Origin of the sequence: Bordetella genomosp. 5 (assembly GCF_002261315.1) — a bacterium.
Classification (GTDB): Bacteria; Pseudomonadota; Gammaproteobacteria; order Burkholderiales; family Burkholderiaceae_B; genus Bordetella.
The window spans coordinates 335,561-358,982 of record NZ_NEVP01000011.1 but is presented as its reverse complement, the minus strand read 5'-3'; the positions used below and the strand labels follow the sequence as shown (position 1 = coordinate 358,982).

Below are 23,422 nucleotides of genomic sequence, written 5' to 3'. Positions count from 1 at the left end.
GTAATGCACTGAAAAAATCCAGTTGAATTAGGGGGTTACGCGCCAAATTTAAACAGCAATTTGAACTTGTGCGCAAGTGGAACTTCAACGCAGCCGCGCATGAAATAAAGGGACATATTGGCGCGCATGACAGCGGTGACGTACCGGCGCCGGCAAGCGTATACCGGAACGGCCTGCGGCAGGCTGAATGGCGGTGTCGGGCGCGGGTATATCCCGAATGGGGACGAAGCGCAGGAAGCTGATCTCGGACGGAACGCTTCACAAGGCGCAGGACGGCGTAGCGCGAGGCGTGTGCGGCGCGGGAAGGGAGCTGGCCTCGCCGGGTGGAATCGAACCACCAATTGACCCTTAGGAGGGGCCGGTTATATCCGTTTAACTACGGCGAGCGCGCGGCAGACGGGCGGTCGGGGCAAAGCGCCCGCGCCCGTGTGGCGGAGTGCCGCATTCTAGCACTGGCGGGTGCGCGTCACCGGGGCGGGCCCCGGCCGTCAGCGGGTGCCCGCGTGGCGCGCCGCGATGGCCGCCGCGGCGGTGCGGGTTTCCACGCCCAGCTTCACGAATATGTGTTCCAGGTGCTTGTTCACGGTGCGCGGCGCCATGCCCAGGATGTCGGCGATGTCGCGATTGGTCTTGCCCTTGGCGAGCCAGTCCAGCACATCGAGCTCGCGCGGGGTGAGGCCGTAGGCGGTGGCCAGCGACTCCGACGGGGGCGCCGGGTGCGGGCGTTCTTCGAGCAGCAGCAGCGTTTCGCCCGACCGGCGCGAGGCCGACAGGCTCACCACCAGATTGCCGCGCACGCCGGGCACCACCCACGGCGGCGCGGCGGGCCCCTGCGGCAGATGGCTGGCGATCCAGTCGGCCAGGGGCACCGGCAGATCGGGAGCGTCGTCCGGGCTGCCCAGGTAATCCGACAGCCACAGCCGCGCCCGCCCGGTCTTCCAGATGGCGCGGCCCCGCGCGTCCAGTACCACCACGGCGCGCGCGGCGGCGTCCAGCGCATCGTAGGCCGCCGACAGATGGCGCGCATTGCGCAGATGCGTGTCCAGGCGCGCCAGCACCACGTCCGGGTCGAGCGGCTTGGTCACGTAATCGACGCCGCCGCTGCGAAAGCCCCGCAACACATGCTCCGGGTCGGTGAGTCCGGTCATGAAGACCACCGGCACCTGCGCGGCCGCGTGATGGGCCTTCAGGCGCGCGCAGGTCTCGAAACCGTCCATGCCGGGCATCACGGCATCCATGAGCACGATGTCCGGCACCACGTAATCCACCCGCTCGATGGCGCTGAGGCCGTCGGTCGCGATCAGCACGCGGTACCCGGCCTCGTCCAGCGCGGTGGACAGCATCTTGAGATTGTCGGGCGCGTCGTCGACCAGCATGACGAGGTTTTTATCGGGCGAGGGCATGATGGCGCTGTACATGGTCTTTGAGCAGTCGATTGAACTCGGCGAGCTGGAATTCGCTGGCCAGGGTGTGCAGGTGGCGCGTGAGCCGTGCGGCGTGCGGTTGCCGCTGGCCGATCTCGTCGAGCTTGGCGAGAATGCCCTTGATGTAGCCCATGGCGCCGAGTTCGAGCAGCGCTTCGGCGTCTTCGCGTTCCAGCGCCACGCCGTGCAGTTCGCCGTCGCTCACCGGCTGCACCGGCGCCGCGGCCTCGGTGATCCAACGCAGGCGCAGATGCGTGCCGATGCGCGCCAGCAGATCATCGAGGATCACGGGCTTGGCGATGAAGTCGGTGTGGCCGCTCTGGGCGGTCTCCTTGGGATCCAGGCCATGCACATTGGCCGACAGCATCACGATAGGCACCGCGACGCCTTCGGCGCGCAACGCGCGGCACACGTCCCAGCCGGCCATCGCGGGCATCGAGACGTCCATCAGGATCAGGGCGGGGCGCAGCGTGTGCACGCACGCCAGGCAGGCGGGTCCGCCGTCCGCTTCGTGCACGGCGAAGCCCAGCGGTTCGAGCATGTCGCGGACCAGACGGCGCTGCGACGCCTGATCGTCGACCGTGAGGATGCGCAGCCGTTCGCCCTCATACCCGATCACCGGTCCCGCGGGACGCGCGTCGCCGCGCGGCGAGCGCACTTCGGGCAGGAACAGCTTGAGCGTGAACGTGCTGCCCGCGCCGACCTGGCTACGCACGCGGATCTCGCCGCCCATGATGTTGGTGAGCATGCGGCAGATCGTGAGGCCCAGCCCGGTGCCGGTGTCGGCCTGTTCGGCCGCGGCCCAGCTGCGCTCGAAAGGCAGAAAGATGCGCTCCATGTCGGCCTCCGGGATGCCCATGCCCGTGTCGCTCACCGCGAACTGCACCATGTCGGCGGCGTACTGGACGCGCAGGGCCACCTCGCCCGCCTGCGTGAACTTGACCGCATTGCTGAGCAGGTTGATCAGGATCTGGCGCAGACGCTTCTCGTCGATGTGCACGATCTGCGGCAGATCGGGCGCGCATTCATAGCGGAAATGCAGGCCCTTGAGCGAGGTCTGCGGCCGGAACATCTGGACCATCTGCTCCAGGAATTCGGGCAGGCGCAGCTCGCTGTTCTCGAGGCGCAACTTGCCGGCTTCGATCCGCGCGATATCCAGCAGCCCGTCGATCAGGCCGACCAGGTGCCTGCCGCTGCGGTGGATCACGTCGATGGCCTCGCGGCGCGGCGCGGGCAATGTCGGGTCGCGTTGCAGGATCTGGGCATAGCCCAGGATGCTGTTGAGCGGCGCCCGCAGCTCGTGGCTCATGCCGCTCATGAAGCGGCTCTTGGCGAGGTTGGCGCTTTCGGCGGCCTCTTTCGCCTGCTGCAACTGCGCGTCGGTATGGCCGTGCGCCTCGATCTCGCGCAGCAGCAGCGTGGTCTGGCGATCCGACTCTTCCTGCGCCACGCGCCGGCTCTCCTGCGTGAGCACCAGCCACCAGGCCGCCACCCCGGCGATCAAAAGCAGCGCCGCGTAGAGCTTGAAGAAGGTGGCGCGCAGCGTGGCGAGTTCCAGCGCCGCATGACGATAGCTCACGGCTTCCTGGTAATAGATCAGCCCCAGGATCGCGCCCAGCAACAGCGCGATGCCCGTCACGATGAGCAGGTAGTGCACCAGACGGGTGTGAAGCACGCCGCTCAGACCCGCGGGCAGGATGCGCTGCAAGGCGCCGCCGACCTGGTCCTGCAGCCGCGACTGCGGTTTGCAGCGGTCGTGGCAGCGTGCGTCCAGCGTGCAGCACAAGGAACAGATGGCGCCGTTGTAGGCCGGGCAATGCGCCATGTCGGGCGGCTCGAAGGGGTTGGCGCAGATCACGCAGGCCAGCGCCTGCGTGCCGGGCAGGATCTGCGGAGGGCGCGCCAGGTTGTAGCGCCCGCGCGTGGCCCAGGCGATCAGCGGCGCGCAGGCAAACGCGGCCAGCAGCGCCACGAACGGCGACAGCGCCTGGGCCAGCGCGCCCGCCGTACCCGGAAACACGCCCGCGAAGGCCAGCAGCGCCAGCGAGATCGCGATCAGCATGCTGCCCACGCCCACGGGGTTGATGTCGTACAGATAGGCACGGCGAAACTCGATGCGGGCGGGCGACAGGCCGAGCGGCTTGTTGATGACCAGGTCGGCCACCAGCGCGCCGATCCAGGCCAGCGCCACATGCGAGAACAGCGCGAGCACATGCTCGAGCGCGCCGAACACGCCCATCTCCATCAGCACCACCGCGATCAGCACGTTGAACACCAGCCAGACGACGCGGCCCGGGTGGCTGTGCGTGACGCGGGCGAAGAAGTTGGACCAGGCCAGCGAGCCGGCATAGGCGTTCGTGACATTGATCTTGATCTGCGACACCACCACGAACAGCGTCACCAGCGCCAGCGCCAGCCCGCCATGGTCGACCACATAGCCGTAGGCGATCAGATACATGTGGTTGGGGTCGGCAGCCTTCTCGGCGCTCACGCCGTGCCCGAGCGCCAGGTAGGCGAGGAACGCGCCGCCCAGGATCTTGGCCGCGCCGGGCAGGATCCAGCCCGGGCCCGCGCAGAGCAGGGCGGCCCACCAGCGCACGCGGTTGGCGCGCGTGCGGGGCGGCAGGAAGCGCAGGTAGTCGACCTGCTCGCCGATCTGCGTCACGAGCGAGGCGGCCACCGCCACCGCGGCGCCGAACATGAGCAGGTTGAAGTTGCCGCCGCGGCCGTCGTAGCCCTCGAAGCGCAGGAAGTCGGCGACCGCGCCGGGATCCTTGAACAGGATGAACGCATACGGCAGCAGCAACAGCAGCAGCCAGACCGGCTGGGTCCAGGCCTGCAGGCGGTTGATGAAGGTGATGCCGTAGGTCACGAGCGGAATCACGACCACCGCGCACATCAGATAGCCGATCGTGAGCGGCAGGCCCGTCGCCAGCTCCAGGGCCAGCGCCATGATGGCCGCCTCGAGCGCGAAGAAGATGAACGTGAACGACGCGTAGATCAGCGAGGTGATGGTCGAGCCGATGTAGCCGAAGCCCGCGCCGCGCGTCAGCAGGTCCATGTCCAGGCCTTCGCGCGCCGCGTAATACGCGATGGGCAGGCCCGTCAGGAAGGTGACGATCGCCACGGCCACGATGGCCCAGAACGCGTTGACGAATCCGTAGTTCAGCGCGAGCGCCCCGCCGATCGCCTCCAGGGCGAGGAACGACACCGCGCCGACGGCTGTGTTCGCCACGCGAAACTCCGACCACTTGCGAAACGACACCGGCGTGAAGCGCAGCGCATAGTCTTCGAGGGTCTCGTTCGAGACCCAGGTGTTGTAGTCGCGGCGAATCTTGACGATGCGTTGCGGTGCACGGGTTGACAAGACAGGACTCCGGCGAGGACGCGGGACAGGGCGCGGCCGCGATGAGTGCGCTTGCGGCATGCGTCGTTTGACGTACGACGTTTTGTAGCCCGGGCGGCGCGGCGTGCCTGTACGTCAATCAACGTATGTTGCAGTGCGTCATGGGTTCCTAGTATGCACCCAAGCTCCGGGCCGCGGTCTGCTCCGCACATGCTCGGTTTCCCTGGTCGTGATCTCTCGTTAGGAGTTCCCCGATGTCTGGCAAATCCCCCTTCGATCGGGCCGGCGCCGGCCCCGTGTCGCCCTCGCGCCGCCGTGTCGCGCTGACCCTGGCCGGCCTGCCGCTGCTGGGCGTTCCGGCCCTGGCGCGGGCGGCCGCCCCGGCCACGTCCGCCATCAACACCACGGGCCTCGCCATTACCGATACCGAGGTCACCGTCGGCCAGCTGCATTCCGCCACGGGCACGATGGCCATCAGCGAAACGGGATCGATCCAGTCCGAGCGCCTGGCGATCGAGCAGATCAACGCAATGGGCGGGATCCTGGGCCGCAAGATCAAGGTCATCCAGGAAGACGGCGCGTCCGACTGGCCGACCTTCGCCGAGAAGGCGCGCAAGCTGCTGGTGAGCGACAAGGTGGCGACCGTGTTCGGGTGCTGGACCTCGGCCTCGCGCAAGGCGGTGCTGCCGGTGTTCGAGAAGGAAAACGGCCTGCTCTACTACCCGACCTTCTACGAAGGCCTGGAGCAATCCAAGAACGTGTTCTACACGGGGCAGGAGGCCACGCAGCAGATCCTCTCCAGCCTGGACTGGCTGGCACGCGAGCAGAAGGCCAAGAGCTTCTACCTGATCGGCTCGGATTACATCTGGCCGCGCACGTCGAACAAGATCGCCCGCAAGCACATCGAAAACGTGCTCAAGGGCCAGGTCGTGGGCGAGGAGTATTACCCGCTGGGCCACACGCAGTTCGGTTCGCTGATCAACAAGATCAAGCTGCGCAAGCCCGACGTGGTCTTCGCCGTGGTGGTGGGCGGCAGCAACGTGTCGTTCTACAAGCAGCTCAAGGCGGCCGGCGTGACCAGCGACAAGCAGAAGCTGCTCACGATCTCGGTCACCGAAGACGAGTTGCTGGGGATCGGCGGCGAGAACGCCGAAGGCTTCTGGTCGTGCATGAAGTACTTCCAGAGCCTGGACAACCCGAACAACAAGAAATTCGTCGAGGCGTTCAAGGCCAAGTACGGCGCCAACGCCGTGATCGGCGACGTGACCCAGGCCGCGTACCTGGGGCCGTGGCTCTGGAAGATGGCCGTCGAGAAGGCCGGCAGCTTCGATGTGGACAAGGTCGTGGCGGCCTCGGCGAACCTGGAGTTCAAGGAAGCGCCCGAAGGCTACGTCAAGATCGATCCGAACCACCATCTCTGGAGCAAGACGCGCATCGGCCAGATCCGCAAGGATGGTCAGTTCAACGTGATCTACGAAACCGCGGATCTCATCAAGCCCGATCCCTTCCCCAAGGGTTATCAGTAAGCCGCGCGGACACCGCGGTGTCCGTCGCCGATCCGTGCGCGCCGAGGGCGCGCACGGCCTGTTTCATGCCGGGAGTGCGAAATGGAATCCTTCTCCGACCTCGGGGCCATTCTGCTGATGCAGGGCTTCAACGGCTTGTCGGTGTTCAGCGTGTTGTTGCTGATGGCGCTGGGGCTGGCCATCATCTTTGGCCAGATGGGCGTCATCAACATGGCGCACGGCGAGTTCCTCGCGGTGGGTGCGTACTGCACGTATCTGCTGTCCGACCTGGTGCAGCAGTTCGCGCCCGGCCTGATGCCCGTGTACTTCTTCCTTGCCATCGCGCTCGCCTTTGCCGTGACCTTCGCACTCGGATGGCTGGTGGAGTGGGCCATGATCCGCCATCTCTACCGCCGCCCGCTCGACACGCTGCTGGCGACCTGGGGGCTATCACTCATCCTGCAGCAGTCGCTCCGATCGCTTTTCGGCCCGCGTGAGGTCAGCCCCACGCTGCCCGACTGGCTGATGGGCTCCTGGCAGCCGCTGGACGGCGTGGACATTCCGATCAACGGGCTGTTCGTCATGTCCATCACCCTGGTGCTGACGGCCGGCCTGCTACTCGCGCTGTTTCGTTCCAACTGGGGGCTGCATGTGCGCGCGACGGTGCAGAACCGCGCCATGAGCGGCGCGGTCGGCATCGACACCAAGCGCGTCGATCGCGTCACGTTCGCGCTGGGCTGCGGCATTGCCGGCATCGCGGGCGCGGCATTCACCACGATCGGCTCCACCGGGCCCACCAGCGGATCGCTCTACATTGTCGACACCTTCCTGACCGTGGTGTTCGGTGGCGCCGCGAGCCTGTTCGGCACCATCGCCTCCGCGTTCGTCATCGCACAGACGCAGTCGGTGTCGGAATTCTTCATGACCGGTTCCATGGCCAAGGTGCTCACGCTGTCGGCGGTGGTCCTCATCCTGATGCTGCGCCCGCAGGGCCTGTTCAGCGTCAAGGTCCGCAAGTGAATCGACGGGAGACCTTCATGCAGACGCTCTATCGCAACGTGCTGGGCGGACGCCACGGCCTCATCGGCCTGGGGCTGCTCGCCGCGCTGATATTCGTGGTGTTCCCGCTGGCGCTGGACGTGTTCCGGCTCAATCTGATCGGCAAATACCTGACCTATGCGTTCGTGGCCCTGGGGCTGGTGCTGTGCTGGGGTTATGGCGGCATCCTGAGCCTGGGGCAGGGCGTGTTCTTCGGCCTCGGCGGCTATTGCATGGCGATGTTCCTCAAGCTGGAGGCCTCCACGCCAGAGGCCACCAAGATCCAGTCCACGCCGGGCATCCCGGACTTCATGGACTGGAACCAGCTGACGGAGCTGCCCTGGTTCTGGGTGCCGTTCAAGAGCCTCTGGTTCACCTTGATGGCGGTGCCGCTGGTGCCGTGCCTGCTGGCGCTGGTGCTGGGGCTCGCGATGTTCAAGCGGCGGGTGGGCGACACCTACTTCGCCATCGTGACGCAGGCCGTGGCGCTGATCCTGTCGGTGCTCATCATCGGCCAGCAGGGCTGGACCGGCGGGGTGAACGGCATCACCGATCTCAAGACCCTGCTCGGCTGGGACATCCGCACCGACAGCGCGCGCCTGACGCTGTACTTCATCAACGGCGGCCTGTTGTTCGCCTGCATCCTGATCGGCCGCTTTCTGCTCGCCTCCAAGCTCGGAAAGCTGCTGATGGCGATGCGCGACAAGGAAGAGCGGGTGCGCTTCTCGGGCTACGACGTGGCGAGCTTCAAGGTGTTCGTGTTCTGCGTGGCGGCCGTGTTCTCGGCCATCGGCGGGGCGATGTTCACCCTGCAGGTCGGCTTCATGTCGCCGTCCTTCGTCGGCATCGTGCCCTCGATCGAGATGGTGATCTTCGCCGCGGTGGGCGGCCGGCTCTCGCTGCTGGGCGCGGTGTACGGTACGCTGTTGGTGAACTTCGGCAAGAGCTACTTCTCGGAAAGCTTTCCGCAGCTGTGGCTGTTCCTGATGGGCGGTCTGTTCATTGCGGTAGTGATGGCGTTTCCCAACGGTCTGGCCGGCCTGTACGGTCAGTACATCAAGCCCCGGCTGGCGCGCAGGCGCAAAGCCGATACGGGCAGCGGTGTGACGGAGGCAGCATGAGCACGCAAGCGTTCGCACTCTACATCGAAAGCCTGACCGTCTCGTTCAACGGCTTTGTCGCCGTCAACGACCTGAACCTGTACGTCGATCAGGGCGAACTGCGGGTCATCATCGGTCCCAACGGCGCCGGCAAGACCACGCTGCTCGACCTCATCTGCGGCCGCACGCGCGCCACCTCCGGCTCGATCCGGTTCAAGGACGCCGAGCTCACCCGCATGGCCGAGTACGAGATCGTGCGCGCCGGCGTGGGCCGCAAGTTTCAGACGCCCTCCATCTACGAAACCCTCAGCGTGCGCGAGAACCTCGAGGTGTCGTTTCCGCGCGGCCGCAGCGTGTGGGGCGCGCTCGCGTTCCGCCGCACGCCGGATGTGGTCGAGCGGGTCGAGCAGGTCGCAGAAGAGATTTTCCTGTCGGGCATGCTCGATCGCTCCGCCGAGCTGCTGTCGCATGGGCAAAAGCAGTGGCTGGAGATCGGCATGCTGCTGATGCAGGAGCCCGAGCTGATGATGCTCGACGAGCCCGTGGCCGGCATGAGCGTGTCCGAGCGAGAGCGCACCGCCGAACTACTCACGCGCATCAGCCGCAATCGATCGCTCATCGTGATCGAGCACGACATGGAGTTCGTGAAAAACATCGCGCACAAGGTGACGGTATTGCACCAGGGCCAGGTACTCGCCGAGGGCAGCATGGACCACGTCCAGTCGGATCCCCGCGTGATCGAAGTCTATCTCGGCCATTGACGGGCCACGGAGGCGAAATGTTCAACGCAAACGGGCTGATGTCGGGCTACGGCCAGAGCCGGGTGATCCACGGCGTGGACCTGCATGTGGGGCAGGGCGAGATCGTGGCGATCATGGGGCGCAACGGCATGGGCAAGACCACGCTGTTCAAGACCCTGATGGGACTGCTGCCCGCGATGCACGGCTCGATGTCGATCGACGGCAAGGACCTCGGCGGCCTGGAAAGCCACCAGCGTGTGCGCAGCGGCGTGGCCTATGTGCCGCAGGGCCGCATGATCTTTCCCACGCTCACGGTCGAGGAGAACATCCGTACCGGCCTGCGGGGGCGGGCGCTGCGCGATGCCGTGCCGGCGGATATCTACGCGCTGTTTCCGGTGCTGCACGACATGCGCAACCGGCGCGGCGGCGATCTGTCGGGCGGACAGCAGCAGCAACTCGCGATCGCGCGGGCCCTCGTGACCGAGCCCAAGGTGCTGCTGCTGGACGAGCCCACCGAAGGCATCCAGCCGTCCATCATCAAAGACATCGCGCGCAGCCTGCTCGAGATCCGCCAGCTCAAGAACCTGGCGATCGTCGTGTCGGAGCAGGTACTCAGTTTCACGATGCAGATCGCGGATCGTCTGATCGTCATCGACAAGGGCCGATTCGTTCACGAAGACCTGCGCGATAACGTCGACGAGCAGTCGATCAGCAAGTACCTGTCGGTCTGAGGCCGACGCTGTTCATCCCCAAAGGAGCAAGCCATGCCTGAAACGTTGATCAAGGTGGACCTGGCGCAATCGCCCTACGAGAACGAGATGGTGCACAACCGCTGGCACCCCGACATCCCGCTGGCGGTGTGGGTCAAGCCGGGCGACGACTTCGTGCTCGAGACCTACGACTGGACCGGCGGCGCCATCAAAAACGACGATGACGCCTCGGACGTGCGCGACGTCGATCTTTCCACGGTGCATTTCCTGTCCGGGCCTGTCGGCGTCGAAGGCGCGGAGCCCGGCGATCTGCTGGTCGTCGATCTGCTCGACATCGGCGCCAAGCCCGACAGCCTCTGGGGCTTCAACGGCTTCTTCAGCAAGAAGAACGGCGGCGGCTTCCTGACGGATCATTTTCCGCTTGCGCAGAAATCCATCTGGGACTTCGAGGGCATGTTCACGCGCTCGCGCCATATCCCCGGCGTGCGCTTCGCCGGCCTCATCCATCCCGGGCTGATCGGCTGCCTGCCGGATCAGGCCATGCTCGATACGTGGAACAAGCGCGAGCAGGCGTTGATCGACACCGAACCCGACCGCGTGCCGCCGCTGGCCAATCCGCCGGCGCCCAAGACCGCCCACATGGGCAAGCTGCAAGGGGAGGCGCGCGACCGCGCCGCGGCCCAGGGCGCGCGCACGGTGCCGCCGCGCGAGCACGGCGGCAACTGCGACATCAAGGATCTGTCGCGGGGCTCGCGCGTGTTTTTCCCGGTGTATGTGAAGGGCGGCGGGCTCTCGGTGGGCGACCTGCATTTTTCGCAGGGCGATGGCGAGATCACCTTCTGCGGCGCCATCGAGATGGCGGGATGGGTGCACATGCGGGTCTCGCTCATCAAGGGCGGGATGGACAAGTACGGCATCCGCAATCCGATCTTCAAGCCCAGCCCGATCGTGCCCAACTACAAGGATTACCTGATTTTCGAGGGGATCTCGGTCGACGAAGGTGGCAAGCAGCATTACCTCGACGTGCACATCGCCTACCGGCAGGCCTGCCTTAACGCGATCGAGTATCTCAAGAAGTTCGGCTATTCCGGCGCTCAGGCCTATTCGATCCTGGGCACGGCGCCGGTGCAGGGGCACATCAGCGGGGTGGTCGACATTCCCAATGCCTGCGCCACCCTGTGGCTGCCGACCGAGATCTTCGAGTTCGACATCCAGCCGCAGGCGTCCGGTCCCGTCAAACACATCAAGGGCGACGTCGACATGCCCATCGCCCAGGACCGCTGAGGAGACCGGCATGCCGCTCTACGATTACCGGTGTGAAGCGTGCGGCGAGTTCGCCGTGCTGAGGCCATTGGCACAGTGGCGCGATCCGGCGGCCTGCCCGGACTGCGGCGCATCGTGCGCGCGGTACGTCAGTGGCGCGCCGGCGGTGTCTGCGCTGTCCTCGGCGGTCAACCGCGCCCGCGCCCTCAACGAGCGCAACGCGGCCGAACCGCGCAGCTCGCGTGGCGGCCATGGGATGGGTTGCGGTTGCTGCCAGGGGGGCAAACTGCCTTCCAAGACGCGCCGCACGGCCGACGGCGGCAAGACGTTCGCCGGGGCACGACCCTGGATGATCAGTCACTGACCCGCGCCGGCCGGCGCGCGGGGCGGTCCCTGGCGGGGCCGCCCTTTTTGTTGCGCGTGCGCCAAACGGCGGAGGGCCTGCCCAGACGCCGGCCGACAGGACTATGATGGAGCGGCCCGCGCTTCACGGCGCGGGCCGCCCACGGGAAAGGGGGGCGGATACCAACAGCAGCGGCGCCAGGCTCGCAGTGTGGGCAGGGGTGCCAGCGGCACATAACACGCGAGACAAACCTGCTTATGTCCAATACAGAAGCGGTATCCGTACGCACGATCGTCATCGGCACGATCGTGGTGTTGCTGGCGATGGGCGTGCGCGCCACGTTCGGGCTCTTCATGCAGCCCATGGGCCTCGATCGGGGCTGGGGGCGCGAGGTTTTTTCCTTCGCCTTCGCGCTGCAGAATCTGGTCTGGGGTATCTCCTGTATTTTCATGGGCATGCTGGCCGACCGCTACGGCTCGGGCCGCACGGTTGCGCTCGGCGCCTTGCTCTATGTGCTGGGCCTGATCGGCACCCGCTATGCCGCCGATCCCTTCACCCTCTGTTTCATGAGCGGCGTCGTCGTCGGCCTGGGACAGGCGGGCACCACCTTCCCGATCATCCTTCCCGTCATTGCCCGCGCGGTGCCGCCGGCCTACCGCAGCACCGCCATGGGCGTCGCCAGCGCGGGCGGATCGCTGGGGCAGTTTCTGGTGGTGCCGGCCGGTCAGCAGATGATCGTGCACGCCGACTGGACCGGTGCGCTCTGGCTGCTGTCGCTGCTCGTGGCGGTGGCGCTGCCGCTGGCGTGGTTCCTGCGCGGCAAGCCCGCGCCGCACACGGGTCCGCAGGCGCTCGGCTTCGCCGTGCGCCAGGCCATCACGCATCCCTCGTTTCACTTTCTGTTCGGCAGCTACTTCGTCTGTGGTTTCCACACGGCGTTCATCACGCTGCATCTGCCCGCCTTCGTGGGCGACGCGGGTCTGAACGCCGGGCAGGGCGCCACCGCCATCGCGCTGATCGGGCTCTTCAATGTGTTCGGGTCGTTCTATGCCGGCAAGCTGGGCGGGCGCTACAGCAAGAAGTGGCTGCTGGCCATCATGTATGCGATGCGGGCCGTGGGCATCGCGCTGATCCTGGTGCTGCCGCTCACGCCCTGGGTGCTGTATGGCTTCGCGGCCTGGATGGGGCTGTTCTGGCTCGGCACGGTGCCGCTCACGCAGGGGCTGATCGGCGAAATCTACGGTTTGCGCTATGCCGCCACGCTTTCGGGTATCGTCTTTCTTGGCCATCAGATCGGCAGTTTCATCGGCGTGTGGCTGGGCGGTTATGTCTATGCCCAGACCGGCGCCTACACCTTGATCTGGTGGATCGGTCTGGTCCTGGCGGTCGTCGCCGCGCTGCTCTGCCTGCCGGTGCGCGAGCGCCCGGTCGGCTCGGCGCACCCGCCGGGCTTGGTGCGCAGCGTGTAACGCGCGCCGAGTCCGCGTCGCCGCCGTCCTCGCATTGCCTTGCACACTCGCCTCTCGCCCTGAGTCATGACCTCGCCCGCCGACGTTCGCGCTTCGTCTCCCCGCCGCTCCGCCTGGCGCTGGACAGGCTATGGCGCGCTCGCGCTGGTCATGGCGCTGGGCTTCTGGGGCTATCTGAGCCCGTCCATGCGGCTCAACTGGGAAAGCGTCGCCGCCTTGTGCGGCTTCTGATCGCCCCGATTTGTTCGGTATCCTAGGGCCCATTCGCTGGCGCTCGCGCCGGCGCTTCCCTTGTTGCCCGCCTCGCCGGGCTTCCGTGAGCCGAATTCATGCAGGACGACCTGCTTTCTTCATTGCCCGTGTGCCCCTCGGATGCGTTGGGCGAGCTGCCCGCCGATGGCACGCTGGTCCTGACCGTCAACAACCGTCTTGCGCGCCGCCTCACGCTCGAGGTCGCTGCGCGCTTGCGGCACGAGCGCCAGGTGAGCGAGTTGCCGCGCATCCTGCCGCTGTCGGCCTGGCTGGTCGAGGCCGCCGCCGAGCTGGCCTTCGCACCGCAGGCGGAGCTGCCCGCGTACCGCCTGGGATCGTTCGCGACCCAGCTGGTGTGGCGCGAGGCGATCCTGGCCGAGCAGCGCGATCATGTGCTGCTCGATACCGATCAGGCGGCCCGGCTCGCGCTCGACGCCGATCTGTTGTGCGACGAATGGCAGCTCGACGTCCCCGAGCCCGCCCAGACCGACGAGTACCGGGGCTTTCTGCGCTGGCGCGCCCGCTACCGCGCGATGCTGGCGCAGCTCGATGCCGAAGACGCCAACCAGGGCTATGCGCGGGTGGCGCGCGCCGTGATGCAGGGCGAGCTGCGCCTGCCCGAACGCGTGGTGCTGGCCGGCTTCGGCGAGCTCTCGCCGCGTTTCGCGGCCCTGCTGACGGCCCTGCAGTCGCAGGGCGTTGCGCTGTCGTCGTGGCGGGAAGCCCAGCGCGAGGCCGCGCCTGCGGGCCGCTACGCCGCCCATGACCGGGGCGCGGAGTGGCGTGCCGCCGCGGCCTGGGCCGCGGAACGTCTGCGCGCGCAACCTCACGGACGCTACGCCATCGTCTCGGCCTCGCTCGAGGCCGAGGCGCCGTTCGCGCGGCGGGTGCTGAGCCACGCGCTCGCGGCCGCCGGCGGGCAGCCCGCCTTGCCCTTCAACGTCGCGGTGGGCCGCTCGCTCATCGAGTGGCCGGCCGTGCATGCCGCGCTGTGCTGGCTGGAGGCGCTGGCCGCGTTCGCCGCCGACGGACATGTCGATGCGCCGGCGCTGGGCGCGGCGCTGCTGGCGGGACATTGCGCCGGAGATCGGAGCGAGGGCGCCCGCCTGGGCGCGATCGATGTGCGCTGGCGCCGCCAGGGCCGTGTGCGCGTGACCGCCGAGGGCTGGAAAAAAGACCTGGAGCTGTCGCCGCGGCTGGCGCAGGGCTGGGAGGCGGCGCTCGCCACCTGGCGTGATGGCCCCGGACGGGCGCCCTGCGATGTCTGGGCGCCGCGCATCAAGGCCACGCTCAAGGCGCTCGGATTTCCGGGCGAGCACGCGCTCGATAGCGTGGGCTATCAGGTGATGGGCGCCTTCGGCGAGCTGCTGGGCGATTTCGCCGCGCTGGCGCCCGCCGTCGGCCCGATCAACGGCAAGGGCGCCGTACGCCTGCTGGCCAGCGCGGCGCGCGCCGGTGCGTTCCAGCCGCAGCGCGATCCCGCGGCGCGGCTCGACGTGCTCGGTCTGCTGGAGGCCGAAGGCGGCGCCTGGGACGGGGTCTGGATGCTGGGCCTCACCGATGATGTGCTGCCCGCCTCGCCCAAACCCAATCCCCTGATTCCGCTGGCCGTGCTGCGCCAGGCCGGCGCGCCGCGCGCCACGCCCGAGCGCGAGCGCCTGTGGGCCGACACGCTGTTCGACGCGCTGTCGCGCTGCGCGCCCGAGCTGGTGGTGAGTCATGCCGAGATGGATGGCGAGCGCGAACTGCGGCCGTCGCCGCTCATTGCCGAGGTGCCCTTGCTGCGCTGGCAACCCGCCTCGGGCGATGCGGCCGAGCCCTGGGCCCAGCAGTCGCTCGACGATCATCAGGGCCCGCCGCTCACCTCCGACAACACCAGTACGGGCGGCCTGGACGTGCTCGACACCCAGGCGCGCAATCCCTTGTGGGCGTTCGTGCGGCACCGCCTCGGCGCGCGCGCGCTGGCGCCGTACGCGGATGCCGCCAGCGTCAACGTGCGCGGCCAGTTTTTGCACGGCGCGCTCGAAGTGATCTGGCGCATGCTGCCCGATCAGGAGGCGCTGCATCAGGCCATGACCGAGGGCCGTCTGGCGGCCCTGGTCGATGGCGCCGTGGCGCAGGCAGCGGATGTCGAGCTCAAGGCCTATCCGGCCGCGCTGCGCGCGCTCGAGTGCGATCGCGCACGCAGCGTGATCTCGCGCTGGCTCCAGCTCGAGGCCAGCCGTCTGCCCTTTGCCGTGGCGCAGGTCGAAGAGACGCATCAATGGCGCCGTGGCGCCCTTGCGCTCAAGGTGCGCCTGGATCGCATGGACACGCTGGCCGATGGCCGCGCCGTCATCATCGACTACAAGACCGGCGCCAATGCGGCCCGGCCCGAATCCGACTGGGCGCGCGCGCGGCCGGTCAATCTGCAACTGCCTTTTTACGCCTCGGTGCTGGCGGGCGACGCGCCCGACACGCGCGTGGCCGGCCTGTTGCTGGCCCAGGTGCATGCGCGCCAGGTCACCGCACAAGGCCTGGCCGAAGAAGACCTCGGCATCGACGGCGTGACCGAAGCGGCCGACAGCAAAGCGTTCGAAGGCCGGCCCTGGAACGACATCGTGCGGCATTGGCGCGATGCGATCGAGATGCTGGCCGACGAGTACGCGAGCGGCCACGCGGCCAACCTGAGCTGGCGCCGCGACGATCTGAAGTATTGCGATGCCGGGCCGTTCCTGCGCCTGGACCTGGAAGACGAGGAAGCCTGAGCGCATGGCCCATCACGACGAACGCCTGCCGCAGGACCACGAAGCCCGCCTGCGCGCACTGGATCCGCAGCGCTCCTACCTGGTGCAGGCGCCTGCCGGCTCCGGCAAGACCGAGCTGCTGACCGACCGCATCCTCGCGCTGCTCGCCACGGTGAACAAGCCCGAAGAGATCGTGGCCATCACCTTCACGCGCAAGGCCGCCTCCGAGATGCATGCCCGCGTGCTGCAGAAGCTCGCGCGCGCGCGGCCCGGCGAACCCGAGCCCGAAGCCGCGCACGAGCATCGCAGCTGGGTGCTGGCGCGCGCCGCGCTGGCCCGCGACGCCGAGCGCGGCTGGCATCTGCTGCAGCATCCCGCGCGGCTGGCGATCCGCACCATCGATTCGTTCTGCGCGGGGCTGGTGCGCGGGATGCCGTGGCTGTCCGGCCTGGGCGGCATGCCCGAGATCGCCGACGACGCGCGCGTGCATTACGAAGCGGCCGCGCGCGCCACGCTGGCGCTGGCCGATCAACACGAGGCCGTGCGGACCTTGCTCGCCCACCTCGACGTCGACGTGCAGGCGGCGCAGCAGGCGATCGCCGACATGCTGGGTCAGCGCGATCAGTGGCTGCGCCTGCTGCATCACGGTCTCGACCGCGAAGGGCTGGAGCGCGCGATGGCCGAAACGCTCGCCGCCGAGCTTGCGGGCCTGGACGACAGCCTGCCCTTCGGCTGGGACGAGACCCTCTGCGGCATCGCGCGTCTGGCCGCGGCGCAGCTGGGCGACATCGGCGACGCGCGGCTGCAGGCCCTGTGCGATTGGGATGGCCCGATCGAGGTCGACGCCGAGGCCTTGCCGCAGTGGCGTGCGCTCGCCCATCTGCTGCTCACCGGACAGGACGAGCTGCGCAAACCCAAAGGCATCAACAAGAATCTCGGCTTTCCGGCCGGCTGCGCGCACAAGGATCCGTTCACGGTCTGGCTGGCCGGCTTCGACGGCAGCGAGCCCTGGGTGCGCCGGCTCGCCTCGGTGCGCAGCATGCCCGACGCGCGCTTCACCGATGCGCAGTGGGATGTGCTGTCGGCCCAACTCATCACGCTGGCGCTGGCGGCCGGGCAGTTGCAGCACGTTTTCGGCGCCGCGGGCGAGGTCGATTTCATCGAGATCGCGCAGCGCGCGTCGCGAGCCCTGGGCAGCGCCGATGATCCGGGCGAGCTGCTGCTCAAGCTCGACGCCTCCATCCGTCATCTGCTGATCGATGAGTTTCAAGACACCAGCCAGACACAGATCGAGCTGCTGCGCACGCTGACCGCGGGCTGGCAGGAAAGCGATGGCCGCACGCTGTTCCTGGTGGGCGACCCGATGCAGTCGATCTACCGCTTCCGCAAGGCCGAAGTGGGCCTGTTCCTCGAGGCCGCCGCGGGCGGCGTCGGCGAAGTGCCGCTCGATTTCCTGCAGCTCACCGACAACTTCCGCTCGCAGGGCGGGGTGGTCGACTGGGTCAATGCCTCGTTCGCGCGGCTGCTGCCGGCCGACAACGATCCCCAGGCGGGCGCGATCCGCTATAGCGCCTCGGCGGCCTTCCATCCGGTGCTGCCGGGCCCCGCCGTGCGCTTTCATCCGGCCTGGAGCCCCGACGGACTGTCGTCCGGCGACGCGCTGGCCGAAGACATCGCGGTGGAACTGGTGCGCGAGGCCCTGGCGGAATACGCCGGCGCGGCGCATCCGGTCGCGATCCTGGTGCGCGCGCGCTCGCATCTGGGCAGCCTCACGCGCCGGCTGGCGCAAGAGGGCATCCCGAGCCGGGCGGTCGAGCTGGTGCCGCTGGCGCAGCGTCCGGTCGTGGCCGACCTGGTGCAACTGCTGCGCGCGCTCACGCATCCCGGCGACCGCATGGCGTGGCTGTCGGTTTTGCGCGCGCCGTGGTGCGGCCTCACGCTGCGTTCGCTCGAAAGCCTGTGCGGCGCCGACCACATCACGCCGATTCCAGATCTGCTCGCCCGCAGCCTGCGGCCGCAGACCGACGTGCCGGCGCAGGGCGGACTCTTCGGCGACGAGACCGACGCCGTGGCGCCGGTGACTACCCTGGGCGACAGCGCGGCGCGGCAACGCCTCGCCCCCGACGAATACGCCCGCCTGACCCGGGCGGCCGCGATCCTGCTCGACCGCGCCAACGCCGCGGGCACGCTGCCGCTCGCGACCTGGCTCGAAACCGTCTGGCGCCGCCTGGGCGGGCCGCGCCTGTATGGCGGCGGCGCCGCCAACACCGATGCCGAAAGCCTGTTCCAGCTGGTCGAGCGGCTCGCGCCGCACGGCGCGCTCGACATGACGGCCTTCGACACCGCCGTGGCGCGTCTCTTTGCCGCGCCCGATGCCGTGGGGCAGGGCGGCGCGGTCGAGATCATGACCATGCACAAGTCCAAGGGTCTGCAATTCGAGTCCGTGATCCTGTTCGGCCTGCACAAGGCGCCGCGCGGCGATCAGGCGCCGCTGGTGCGATTCGAGCAGCAGGGCGGCAAGGTGCTGCTGGGCCCGATCAAGCCGCGCGCCGAATCCGAAGCCGATCCGGTGTCGCGCTATCTCGGCGCCCGCGAGGCCCGCCGGGCGGCCTTCGAGACCGATCGTCTGCTGTACGTGGCCGCCACCCGTGCGCGCAAACGCCTGCACCTGGTCGGCAACGTGGCGCTCGACCGCGCCAGCGGCGCCGTGCGCGATCCCGCCGCCGCCAGCCTGCTGGCGCGCCTGTGGCCCTACGTGGGGCCAGTGGCCGCGCCCGAAGGCATCCAGCCGCCCGCCGCCGACGAACAGGCGCAACCGCAATGGCGCGGCGAACCGCTGCGCCGCATCGACGCCAGCGTGCTGCGGCAGGCCGAGGCGCCCATCCTGCCCGCCGGTCTGGTCGGCGTGACGGGCGCACAGGCCGGCGAACACCCGGCCTGGCAACTCGACGCCGGCTACGAGGCCGCCGTCGGCACCCTCGCGCACGCCTGGCTCGCCCGCATGGGCGAGGAGGGCGCCGCCGCCTGGAGCGCAGACCGCCTGGCGCACAGCCTGCCCGCCATGCGCCGCCAGCTCACCCGCGCCGGCATTCCCGACAGCCAGGCCGACGAAGCCGCCGACGCCGTCCTGCACACCCTGCAGGCCACACTCGACGACGAGCGCGGCACCTGGCTCCTGGCCCAATCCCGCGCCCGCCGCGAATGGCCCCTGATCGACGCCGCCGGCCGCGTCTCCGTCATCGACCTCGCCCTCTCCACCGACGCAGGCTGGCTCATCGTCGACTACAAAACCGGCCAACCCCACCCCGGCGAATCCCCCGACGCCTTCGCCCAACGCATGCGCCTGCGCCACGCAGACCAACTCGCCCGCTACTGCGCCCAAGTCACAGCCCTGGACGGCCGCCAAGCCCAAGCCGCCCTCTACTTCCCCAGAGCCAAAACCTGGATCGAGGTGTAGTCAGCACGCAATGCGTTGAAGAGGAAACTGCAAGCGGGCAAAGCCCGCGAGCAGTTTCCAAACCCCTGGGAGACGAGCGGGCAAAGCCCGCAAGGCTCCCCCAACCACAAAAGCTCCCTCCCCCTCGGGGGGAGGGCGGGGGGCGGGGGCACACCGTCAGGCCCCCCGGGGCCCGCCAAATGAGAGGCTGGCAAGCGGGCGAACGCCCGCTCTGCTAGAATCTCATTTGGCGGGCCCCTTCGCATGGTTCGACGGTGAACCTGGTCAGGTCGGGAACGAAGCAGCCATAGTCGTTTAGGACCAGTGCCGGAGTAAGGCTCGCCTCCGGTTTCCCCAGAAAAGGGGCGCCGCGAGCGGAATCCTCGATGCCCAGCGCATCGTGCAGGTTTCGCCCGCGGCGCCCCTTTTTTGCATTTCACGCGCCCTCCGTCCCCCAGTCCGGCTGCGGTGGCCCGGGGCGCCCAGAGGCTCTACAATCCCGGCATGACTTATCTGGTACTGGCCCGCAAGTGGCGCCCGCGATCGTTCGACACCCTGGTGGGCCAGGATCACGTGGTGCGCGCGCTCACCCACGCGCTCGACACCCAGCGCCTGCACCATGCCTGGCTGTTCACCGGTACGCGCGGGGTCGGCAAGACCACGCTGTCGCGCATCCTGGCCAAGTCGCTCAACTGCGAAACCGGCATCACCTCCAAGCCTTGCGGCGTGTGCCGGGCCTGTACCGAGATCGATGCCGGGCGTTTCGTCGACTACCTCGAGCTCGATGCCGCCTCCAACCGCGGCGTCGAAGAAATGACCCAGCTGCTGGAGCAGGCGGTGTACTCGCCCGGCGCCGGCCGCTTCAAGGTCTACATGATCGACGAAGTGCACATGCTCACCGGGCACGCGTTCAACGCGATGCTCAAGACGCTCGAAGAGCCGCCCCCGCACGTCAAGTTCATTCTCGCCACCACCGATCCGCAGAAGATCCCGGTCACGGTGTTGTCGCGCTGTCTCCAGTTCAATCTCAAGCAGATGCCGTCCGACTCCATCGTCGGGCATCTGCAGGCCGTGCTCGGGCAGGAGCAGGTCGCGTTCGACGTGCCGGCCCTGCGTCTCATCGGCCAGGCCGCGGGCGGTTCGATGCGCGACGCGCTCTCGCTCACCGACCAGGCCATCGCCTATAGCGCCGGCAATCTCACCGAAGACGCCGTGCGCGGCATGCTGGGCACGATCGATCAGCGCCATCTCGTGCGCCTGCTCGACGCCCTCGCCGCGAACGACGCCGCCGGCGTGCTGGCCGTGGCCGACGAGCTGTCCACCCGCGGGCTCTCATACGCCGGCGCGCTGGCCGACCTGGCCGTGCTGCTCTCGCGCGTCGCGATCGAGCAGCGCGTCACCGGCGTCACCGCCGCCGATGATCCGCTGGCCGCCGACATCGCGCGCCTGGCGCTCGCCCTGCATCCCGATGCGGTGCAACTGTTCTACTCGGTCGCCGTGCACAGCCGCGGCGAGCTCACGCTCGCGCCCGACGAATACGCCGGCTTCATCATGGCCTGCCTGCGCATGCTGGCACTGCATGGCGACGCCGGTCCGGCCACGCAGGCCGAATCGCCCGCGCGTGTCGCGCCGGTGCCGCGCGCCGAGCCGGTCGCCGCCGCCGCGCCCGCGGCCGTCGCGGCTCCGGTGACGCCGGCCCAGCCCGCCCCGCAGCCCGCACCCTCTGCGGTCGAGGCCCGGGCGCCCGAGGCTGCACCCAGCCCCGCCGCCGACACTCCCGCTGCCGCTGCCGCTACGCCCGCCACCGGTACGCCGGCCGCCGGTATGCCGGCCACCGGTACGCCGGCCGCCGGTACGCCGGCCGCCGACGCGCCGCCGCAGAGCGCGGCGCTGGCGCGCAATCCCGTCGCCGCGGTCGTGTCGGCCCCGGCCACGCCTCCGGCACCCCCCGCGCCGCCCGCCGTCTCGGCCGGCCCCGCGGGCGTGCCGCCCTGGGAAGACAATCCCGCGGCCACGTCTGACGCGGCCGCGTCGGGCACCGTTGCGTCGGGCGCCGCTGCGTCGGGCGCCGCCGCGTCGGGCGCCGCTGCGCCTGAACAGGCCGCACCTGTACAAGCCGCATCCGCGCAAGCCGCGACTATGCAAGCCGCGCCTGTGCCGGCCGCGCCTATGCCGGCCGCGCCTATGCAGGCCGCGCCTATGCCGGCCGCGCCCCAATCCACGGCGGTGGTTGATGCACGGCAGGCCGGCGCTACGCCCGACGTCGCGACCTCCGCCGCGCCCGCCGACGACGACGGCCCGCCGTCGTGGGTCGACGAAGCCATCCCGGACGAGGCCGAAGGGGGCTATGCCGCCGAGGCCTTCACCCAGGATCCGGACGACGATTTCGAAACGCTCGCGCCCGCCGCCAGCGCCGAGCGCGCGCCGCCGCCCAGCCGCGGCCCCGCCGCGCCCGCGCCGCGCCGCGCGCGCGGGGGTTCGCGCACCCGCGTCACCGACATGTCGTCCGAGGCCTGGCCCGATCTCGCCGCCAAGCTGCCCGTCACCGGGCTGGCGGCCGAGCTCGCGCGCCAGAGCGAATGGGCGGGCGTGCAGGGCGACGCCGTGCTGCTGCGCGTGGCCGTGCGCACGCTGGCAGAGAGCGAGAGCCGTGTGCGCCTCCAGACCGTGCTGTGCGAGCACTTCGGCCAGGGCCTGCGCCTCGAGATCGAGGTGGGCGCCACCGGCGATGCCACGGCGCACGCCGTCGCACAGATCGAACGCGCGGCGCGCCAGCAGGCCGCCGAAGACGCGGTTCAGGTCGATCCTTTCGTACAAGCCCTGGTTGCCGATTTCGGCGGCCAGGTGGTGCCCGGCTCGGTGCGCCACGTCGACAATCCGCCGGCCGCCTGAGGCGCCGGCTTTTTCACCCGAACACAGGAAGACTCCATCATGATGAAAGGTCAATTGGCCGGCCTGATGCGCCAGGCGCAGCAGATGCAGGAAAACATGAAGAAGGCCCAGGAAGCCCTCTCCGAGGTCCTGGTCGAAGGCGAATCCGGTGGCGGCCTCGTCAAGGTCACCATGACCGCCCGCAACGACGTCAAGCGCGTCGCGATCGATCCCAGCCTGCTGGCCGACGACAAAGACATGCTCGAAGACCTGGTCGCCGCCGCGTTCAACGACGCGCTGCGCAAGGCCGAAGCCACCGCTCAGGAAAAGATGGCGGGCGTCACCGCCGGCATGCCGCTGCCCCCGGGCATGAAGCTGCCTTTCTGAGTCTGGCGTTTTTCGGCCGCCCGCGGGCGGCCGTCCTCAGCGCCCCTGGCGGCGCATGGTCACGATGGACAACTCGCTTCCCGAACCCGAACCGCTCGTCACGCTGATCGAGGCGTTGCGGCGCCTGCCCGGCGTCGGCGTGCGCTCGGCGCGCCGCATGGCCTATCACCTGCTGCAGCATGATCTGCAAGGGGCCGACATGCTCGGCCGCGCGCTCACCGGCGCCTTGCAGAACCTGCGGCATTGCGTGCGCTGCAACAGCTTCACCGAAGAAGAAATCTGCCACGTCTGCGCCAACCCCAAGCGCGATGGCGCGGTGCTCTGCATCGTCGAGACCCCGGCCGACCAGAACGTCATCGAATCCAGCCATGGCTATCGCGGGCTGTATTACGTGCTGATGGGCAGGCTGGCACCTCTCGAAGGCGTGGGGCCGCGCGAGCTGGATTTTCAGCGCGTGTTCGATCGCGCGAGCGATGGCGTGGTGCAGGAGGTCATCCTGGCCACCAACTTCACCGCCGAAGGCGAGACCACCGCGCACTTCCTGGGCGAAGCCCTGGCCGAGCGCGGCCTCAAGGTCACGCGTCTGGCGCGTGGCGTGCCGGCCGGCAGCGAGCTCGAATACGTCGATGCCGGCACGATCGCCTGGGCATTGATGGAGCGGCGCAGCGCCAGCTAGCCGCGGCGTCCAGGATCCGGTCACTCTCCCTGCATGCCCTGGGCGAGCCGCAAAAAAAGGCGTAGTCTGACGGCTCCTGGCGGGTTCGCCCTCGTGGCGCCGACCAGGATGCAGCCGTTGCGTCATCCGAGGGTTT

Annotated in this window: 16 protein-coding genes, 1 tRNA gene and 1 other RNA gene; 15 read left to right on the top strand and 3 right to left on the bottom strand. The window is 68.7% G+C overall.

Annotation, left to right across the window (positions count from 1 at the left end):
• Positions 1-311: 311 nt before the first annotated feature.
• From CAL25_RS18740 to CAL25_RS18730, 3 genes are all read right to left on the bottom strand, one after another.
• Positions 312-386: transfer RNA gene (locus tag CAL25_RS18740), tRNA-Arg, on the bottom strand.
• Positions 387-488: 102 nt separating this feature from the next.
• Positions 489-1,403, bottom strand: a complete 915-nt coding sequence (locus CAL25_RS18735) for a response regulator transcription factor (protein WP_094803287.1) — start codon at positions 1,401-1,403, stop codon at positions 489-491.
• Positions 1,387-4,791 carry a hybrid sensor histidine kinase/response regulator gene (locus tag CAL25_RS18730; RefSeq protein WP_094802779.1) on the bottom strand — a complete coding sequence of 1,135 codons (3,405 nt, stop codon included), beginning with the start codon at positions 4,789-4,791 and terminating at the stop codon, positions 1,387-1,389. The genes CAL25_RS18735 and CAL25_RS18730 overlap by 17 nt, the downstream gene beginning before the upstream one ends.
• A 233-nt stretch (positions 4,792-5,024) precedes the next feature.
• Here CAL25_RS18730 and urtA point away from each other — a divergent pair, with 233 nt between their 5' ends.
• From urtA to recR, 15 genes are all read left to right on the top strand, one after another.
• Positions 5,025-6,296 (top strand): urea ABC transporter substrate-binding protein, encoded by a 1,272-nt coding sequence (gene urtA / locus CAL25_RS18725; RefSeq protein ID WP_094802777.1) that lies wholly within the window; start codon positions 5,025-5,027, stop codon positions 6,294-6,296.
• A gap of 81 nt (positions 6,297-6,377) precedes the next feature.
• A complete protein-coding gene (gene urtB / locus CAL25_RS18720; RefSeq protein WP_094802775.1) occupies positions 6,378-7,295 on the top strand; it encodes an urea ABC transporter permease subunit UrtB in 918 nt (305 codons plus the stop codon).
• 17 nt (positions 7,296-7,312) lie between these two features.
• Positions 7,313-8,434, top strand: a complete 1,122-nt coding sequence (urtC, locus tag CAL25_RS18715) for an urea ABC transporter permease subunit UrtC (RefSeq protein WP_094802773.1) — start codon at positions 7,313-7,315, stop codon at positions 8,432-8,434.
• Positions 8,431-9,174 (top strand): urea ABC transporter ATP-binding protein UrtD, encoded by a 744-nt coding sequence (urtD, locus tag CAL25_RS18710; protein ID WP_094802771.1) that lies wholly within the window; start codon positions 8,431-8,433, stop codon positions 9,172-9,174. Before urtC ends, urtD begins: the two co-directional genes overlap by 4 nt.
• Before the next feature lie 17 nt (positions 9,175-9,191).
• Positions 9,192-9,884 carry an urea ABC transporter ATP-binding subunit UrtE gene (gene urtE, locus CAL25_RS18705; RefSeq protein WP_094802769.1) on the top strand — a complete coding sequence of 231 codons (693 nt, stop codon included), beginning with the start codon at positions 9,192-9,194 and terminating at the stop codon, positions 9,882-9,884.
• A gap of 33 nt (positions 9,885-9,917) precedes the next feature.
• On the top strand, positions 9,918-11,147 hold the full coding sequence (fmdA, locus tag CAL25_RS18700) for a formamidase (RefSeq protein WP_094802767.1): 1,230 nt from the start codon (positions 9,918-9,920) through the stop codon (positions 11,145-11,147).
• Between the two features lie 10 nt (positions 11,148-11,157).
• Positions 11,158-11,490: an FmdB family zinc ribbon protein gene (locus CAL25_RS18695; protein ID WP_094802765.1), complete on the top strand. Its 333-nt coding sequence runs from the start codon at positions 11,158-11,160 to the stop codon at positions 11,488-11,490.
• Positions 11,491-11,726: 236 nt separating this feature from the next.
• Positions 11,727-12,938: an MFS transporter gene (locus tag CAL25_RS18690; protein WP_094802763.1), complete on the top strand. Its 1,212-nt coding sequence runs from the start codon at positions 11,727-11,729 to the stop codon at positions 12,936-12,938.
• Positions 12,939-13,004: 66 nt separating this feature from the next.
• Positions 13,005-13,169: a hypothetical protein gene (locus CAL25_RS24260; RefSeq protein WP_170948535.1), complete on the top strand. Its 165-nt coding sequence runs from the start codon at positions 13,005-13,007 to the stop codon at positions 13,167-13,169.
• Between the two features lie 98 nt (positions 13,170-13,267).
• Entirely contained in the window at positions 13,268-15,937 is a 2,670-nt protein-coding gene (locus CAL25_RS18685; RefSeq protein WP_094802761.1) for a PD-(D/E)XK nuclease family protein, read from the top strand.
• 4 nt (positions 15,938-15,941) lie between these two features.
• A complete protein-coding gene (locus CAL25_RS18680) occupies positions 15,942-19,373 on the top strand; it encodes a UvrD-helicase domain-containing protein (RefSeq protein ID WP_094802759.1) in 3,432 nt (1,143 codons plus the stop codon).
• Positions 19,374-19,601: 228 nt separating this feature from the next.
• Positions 19,602-19,699: signal recognition particle sRNA small type (ffs, locus tag CAL25_RS18675), an RNA gene on the top strand.
• Positions 19,700-19,856: 157 nt separating this feature from the next.
• Positions 19,857-22,244: a DNA polymerase III subunit gamma/tau gene (gene dnaX / locus CAL25_RS18670; RefSeq protein WP_094802757.1), complete on the top strand. Its 2,388-nt coding sequence runs from the start codon at positions 19,857-19,859 to the stop codon at positions 22,242-22,244.
• A gap of 39 nt (positions 22,245-22,283) precedes the next feature.
• The gene (locus tag CAL25_RS18665; protein WP_094802755.1) at positions 22,284-22,610 is read left to right on the top strand and encodes a YbaB/EbfC family nucleoid-associated protein; all 327 of its coding nucleotides are present in this window, start codon (positions 22,284-22,286) and stop codon (positions 22,608-22,610) included.
• A 64-nt stretch (positions 22,611-22,674) separates the two neighbouring features.
• The gene (recR, locus tag CAL25_RS18660; protein ID WP_094803285.1) at positions 22,675-23,286 is read left to right on the top strand and encodes a recombination mediator RecR; all 612 of its coding nucleotides are present in this window, start codon (positions 22,675-22,677) and stop codon (positions 23,284-23,286) included.
• Positions 23,287-23,422 lie beyond the last annotated feature (136 nt).

Bases quoted from the DNA above. Each gene is read 5' to 3' on its own strand.
- CAL25_RS18735 (WP_094803287.1), bottom strand. From the start codon at position 1,403: ATGCCCTCGCCCGATAAAAACCTCGTCATGCTGGTCGACGACGCGCCC.
- urtA (WP_094802777.1), top strand. From the start codon at position 5,025: ATGTCTGGCAAATCCCCCTTCGATCGGGCCGGCGCCGGCCCCGTGTCG.
- urtB (WP_094802775.1), top strand. From the start codon at position 6,378: ATGGAATCCTTCTCCGACCTCGGGGCCATTCTGCTGATGCAGGGCTTC.
- urtC (WP_094802773.1), top strand. From the start codon at position 7,313: ATGCAGACGCTCTATCGCAACGTGCTGGGCGGACGCCACGGCCTCATC.
- urtD (WP_094802771.1), top strand. From the start codon at position 8,431: ATGAGCACGCAAGCGTTCGCACTCTACATCGAAAGCCTGACCGTCTCG.
- urtE (WP_094802769.1), top strand. From the start codon at position 9,192: ATGTTCAACGCAAACGGGCTGATGTCGGGCTACGGCCAGAGCCGGGTG.
- fmdA (WP_094802767.1), top strand. From the start codon at position 9,918: ATGCCTGAAACGTTGATCAAGGTGGACCTGGCGCAATCGCCCTACGAG.
- CAL25_RS18695 (WP_094802765.1), top strand. From the start codon at position 11,158: ATGCCGCTCTACGATTACCGGTGTGAAGCGTGCGGCGAGTTCGCCGTG.
- CAL25_RS18690 (WP_094802763.1), top strand. From the start codon at position 11,727: ATGTCCAATACAGAAGCGGTATCCGTACGCACGATCGTCATCGGCACG.
- CAL25_RS24260 (WP_170948535.1), top strand. From the start codon at position 13,005: ATGACCTCGCCCGCCGACGTTCGCGCTTCGTCTCCCCGCCGCTCCGCC.
- CAL25_RS18685 (WP_094802761.1), top strand. From the start codon at position 13,268: ATGCAGGACGACCTGCTTTCTTCATTGCCCGTGTGCCCCTCGGATGCG.
- CAL25_RS18680 (WP_094802759.1), top strand. From the start codon at position 15,942: ATGGCCCATCACGACGAACGCCTGCCGCAGGACCACGAAGCCCGCCTG.
- dnaX (WP_094802757.1), top strand. From the start codon at position 19,857: ATGACTTATCTGGTACTGGCCCGCAAGTGGCGCCCGCGATCGTTCGAC.
- CAL25_RS18665 (WP_094802755.1), top strand. From the start codon at position 22,284: ATGATGAAAGGTCAATTGGCCGGCCTGATGCGCCAGGCGCAGCAGATG.
- recR (WP_094803285.1), top strand. From the start codon at position 22,675: ATGGACAACTCGCTTCCCGAACCCGAACCGCTCGTCACGCTGATCGAG.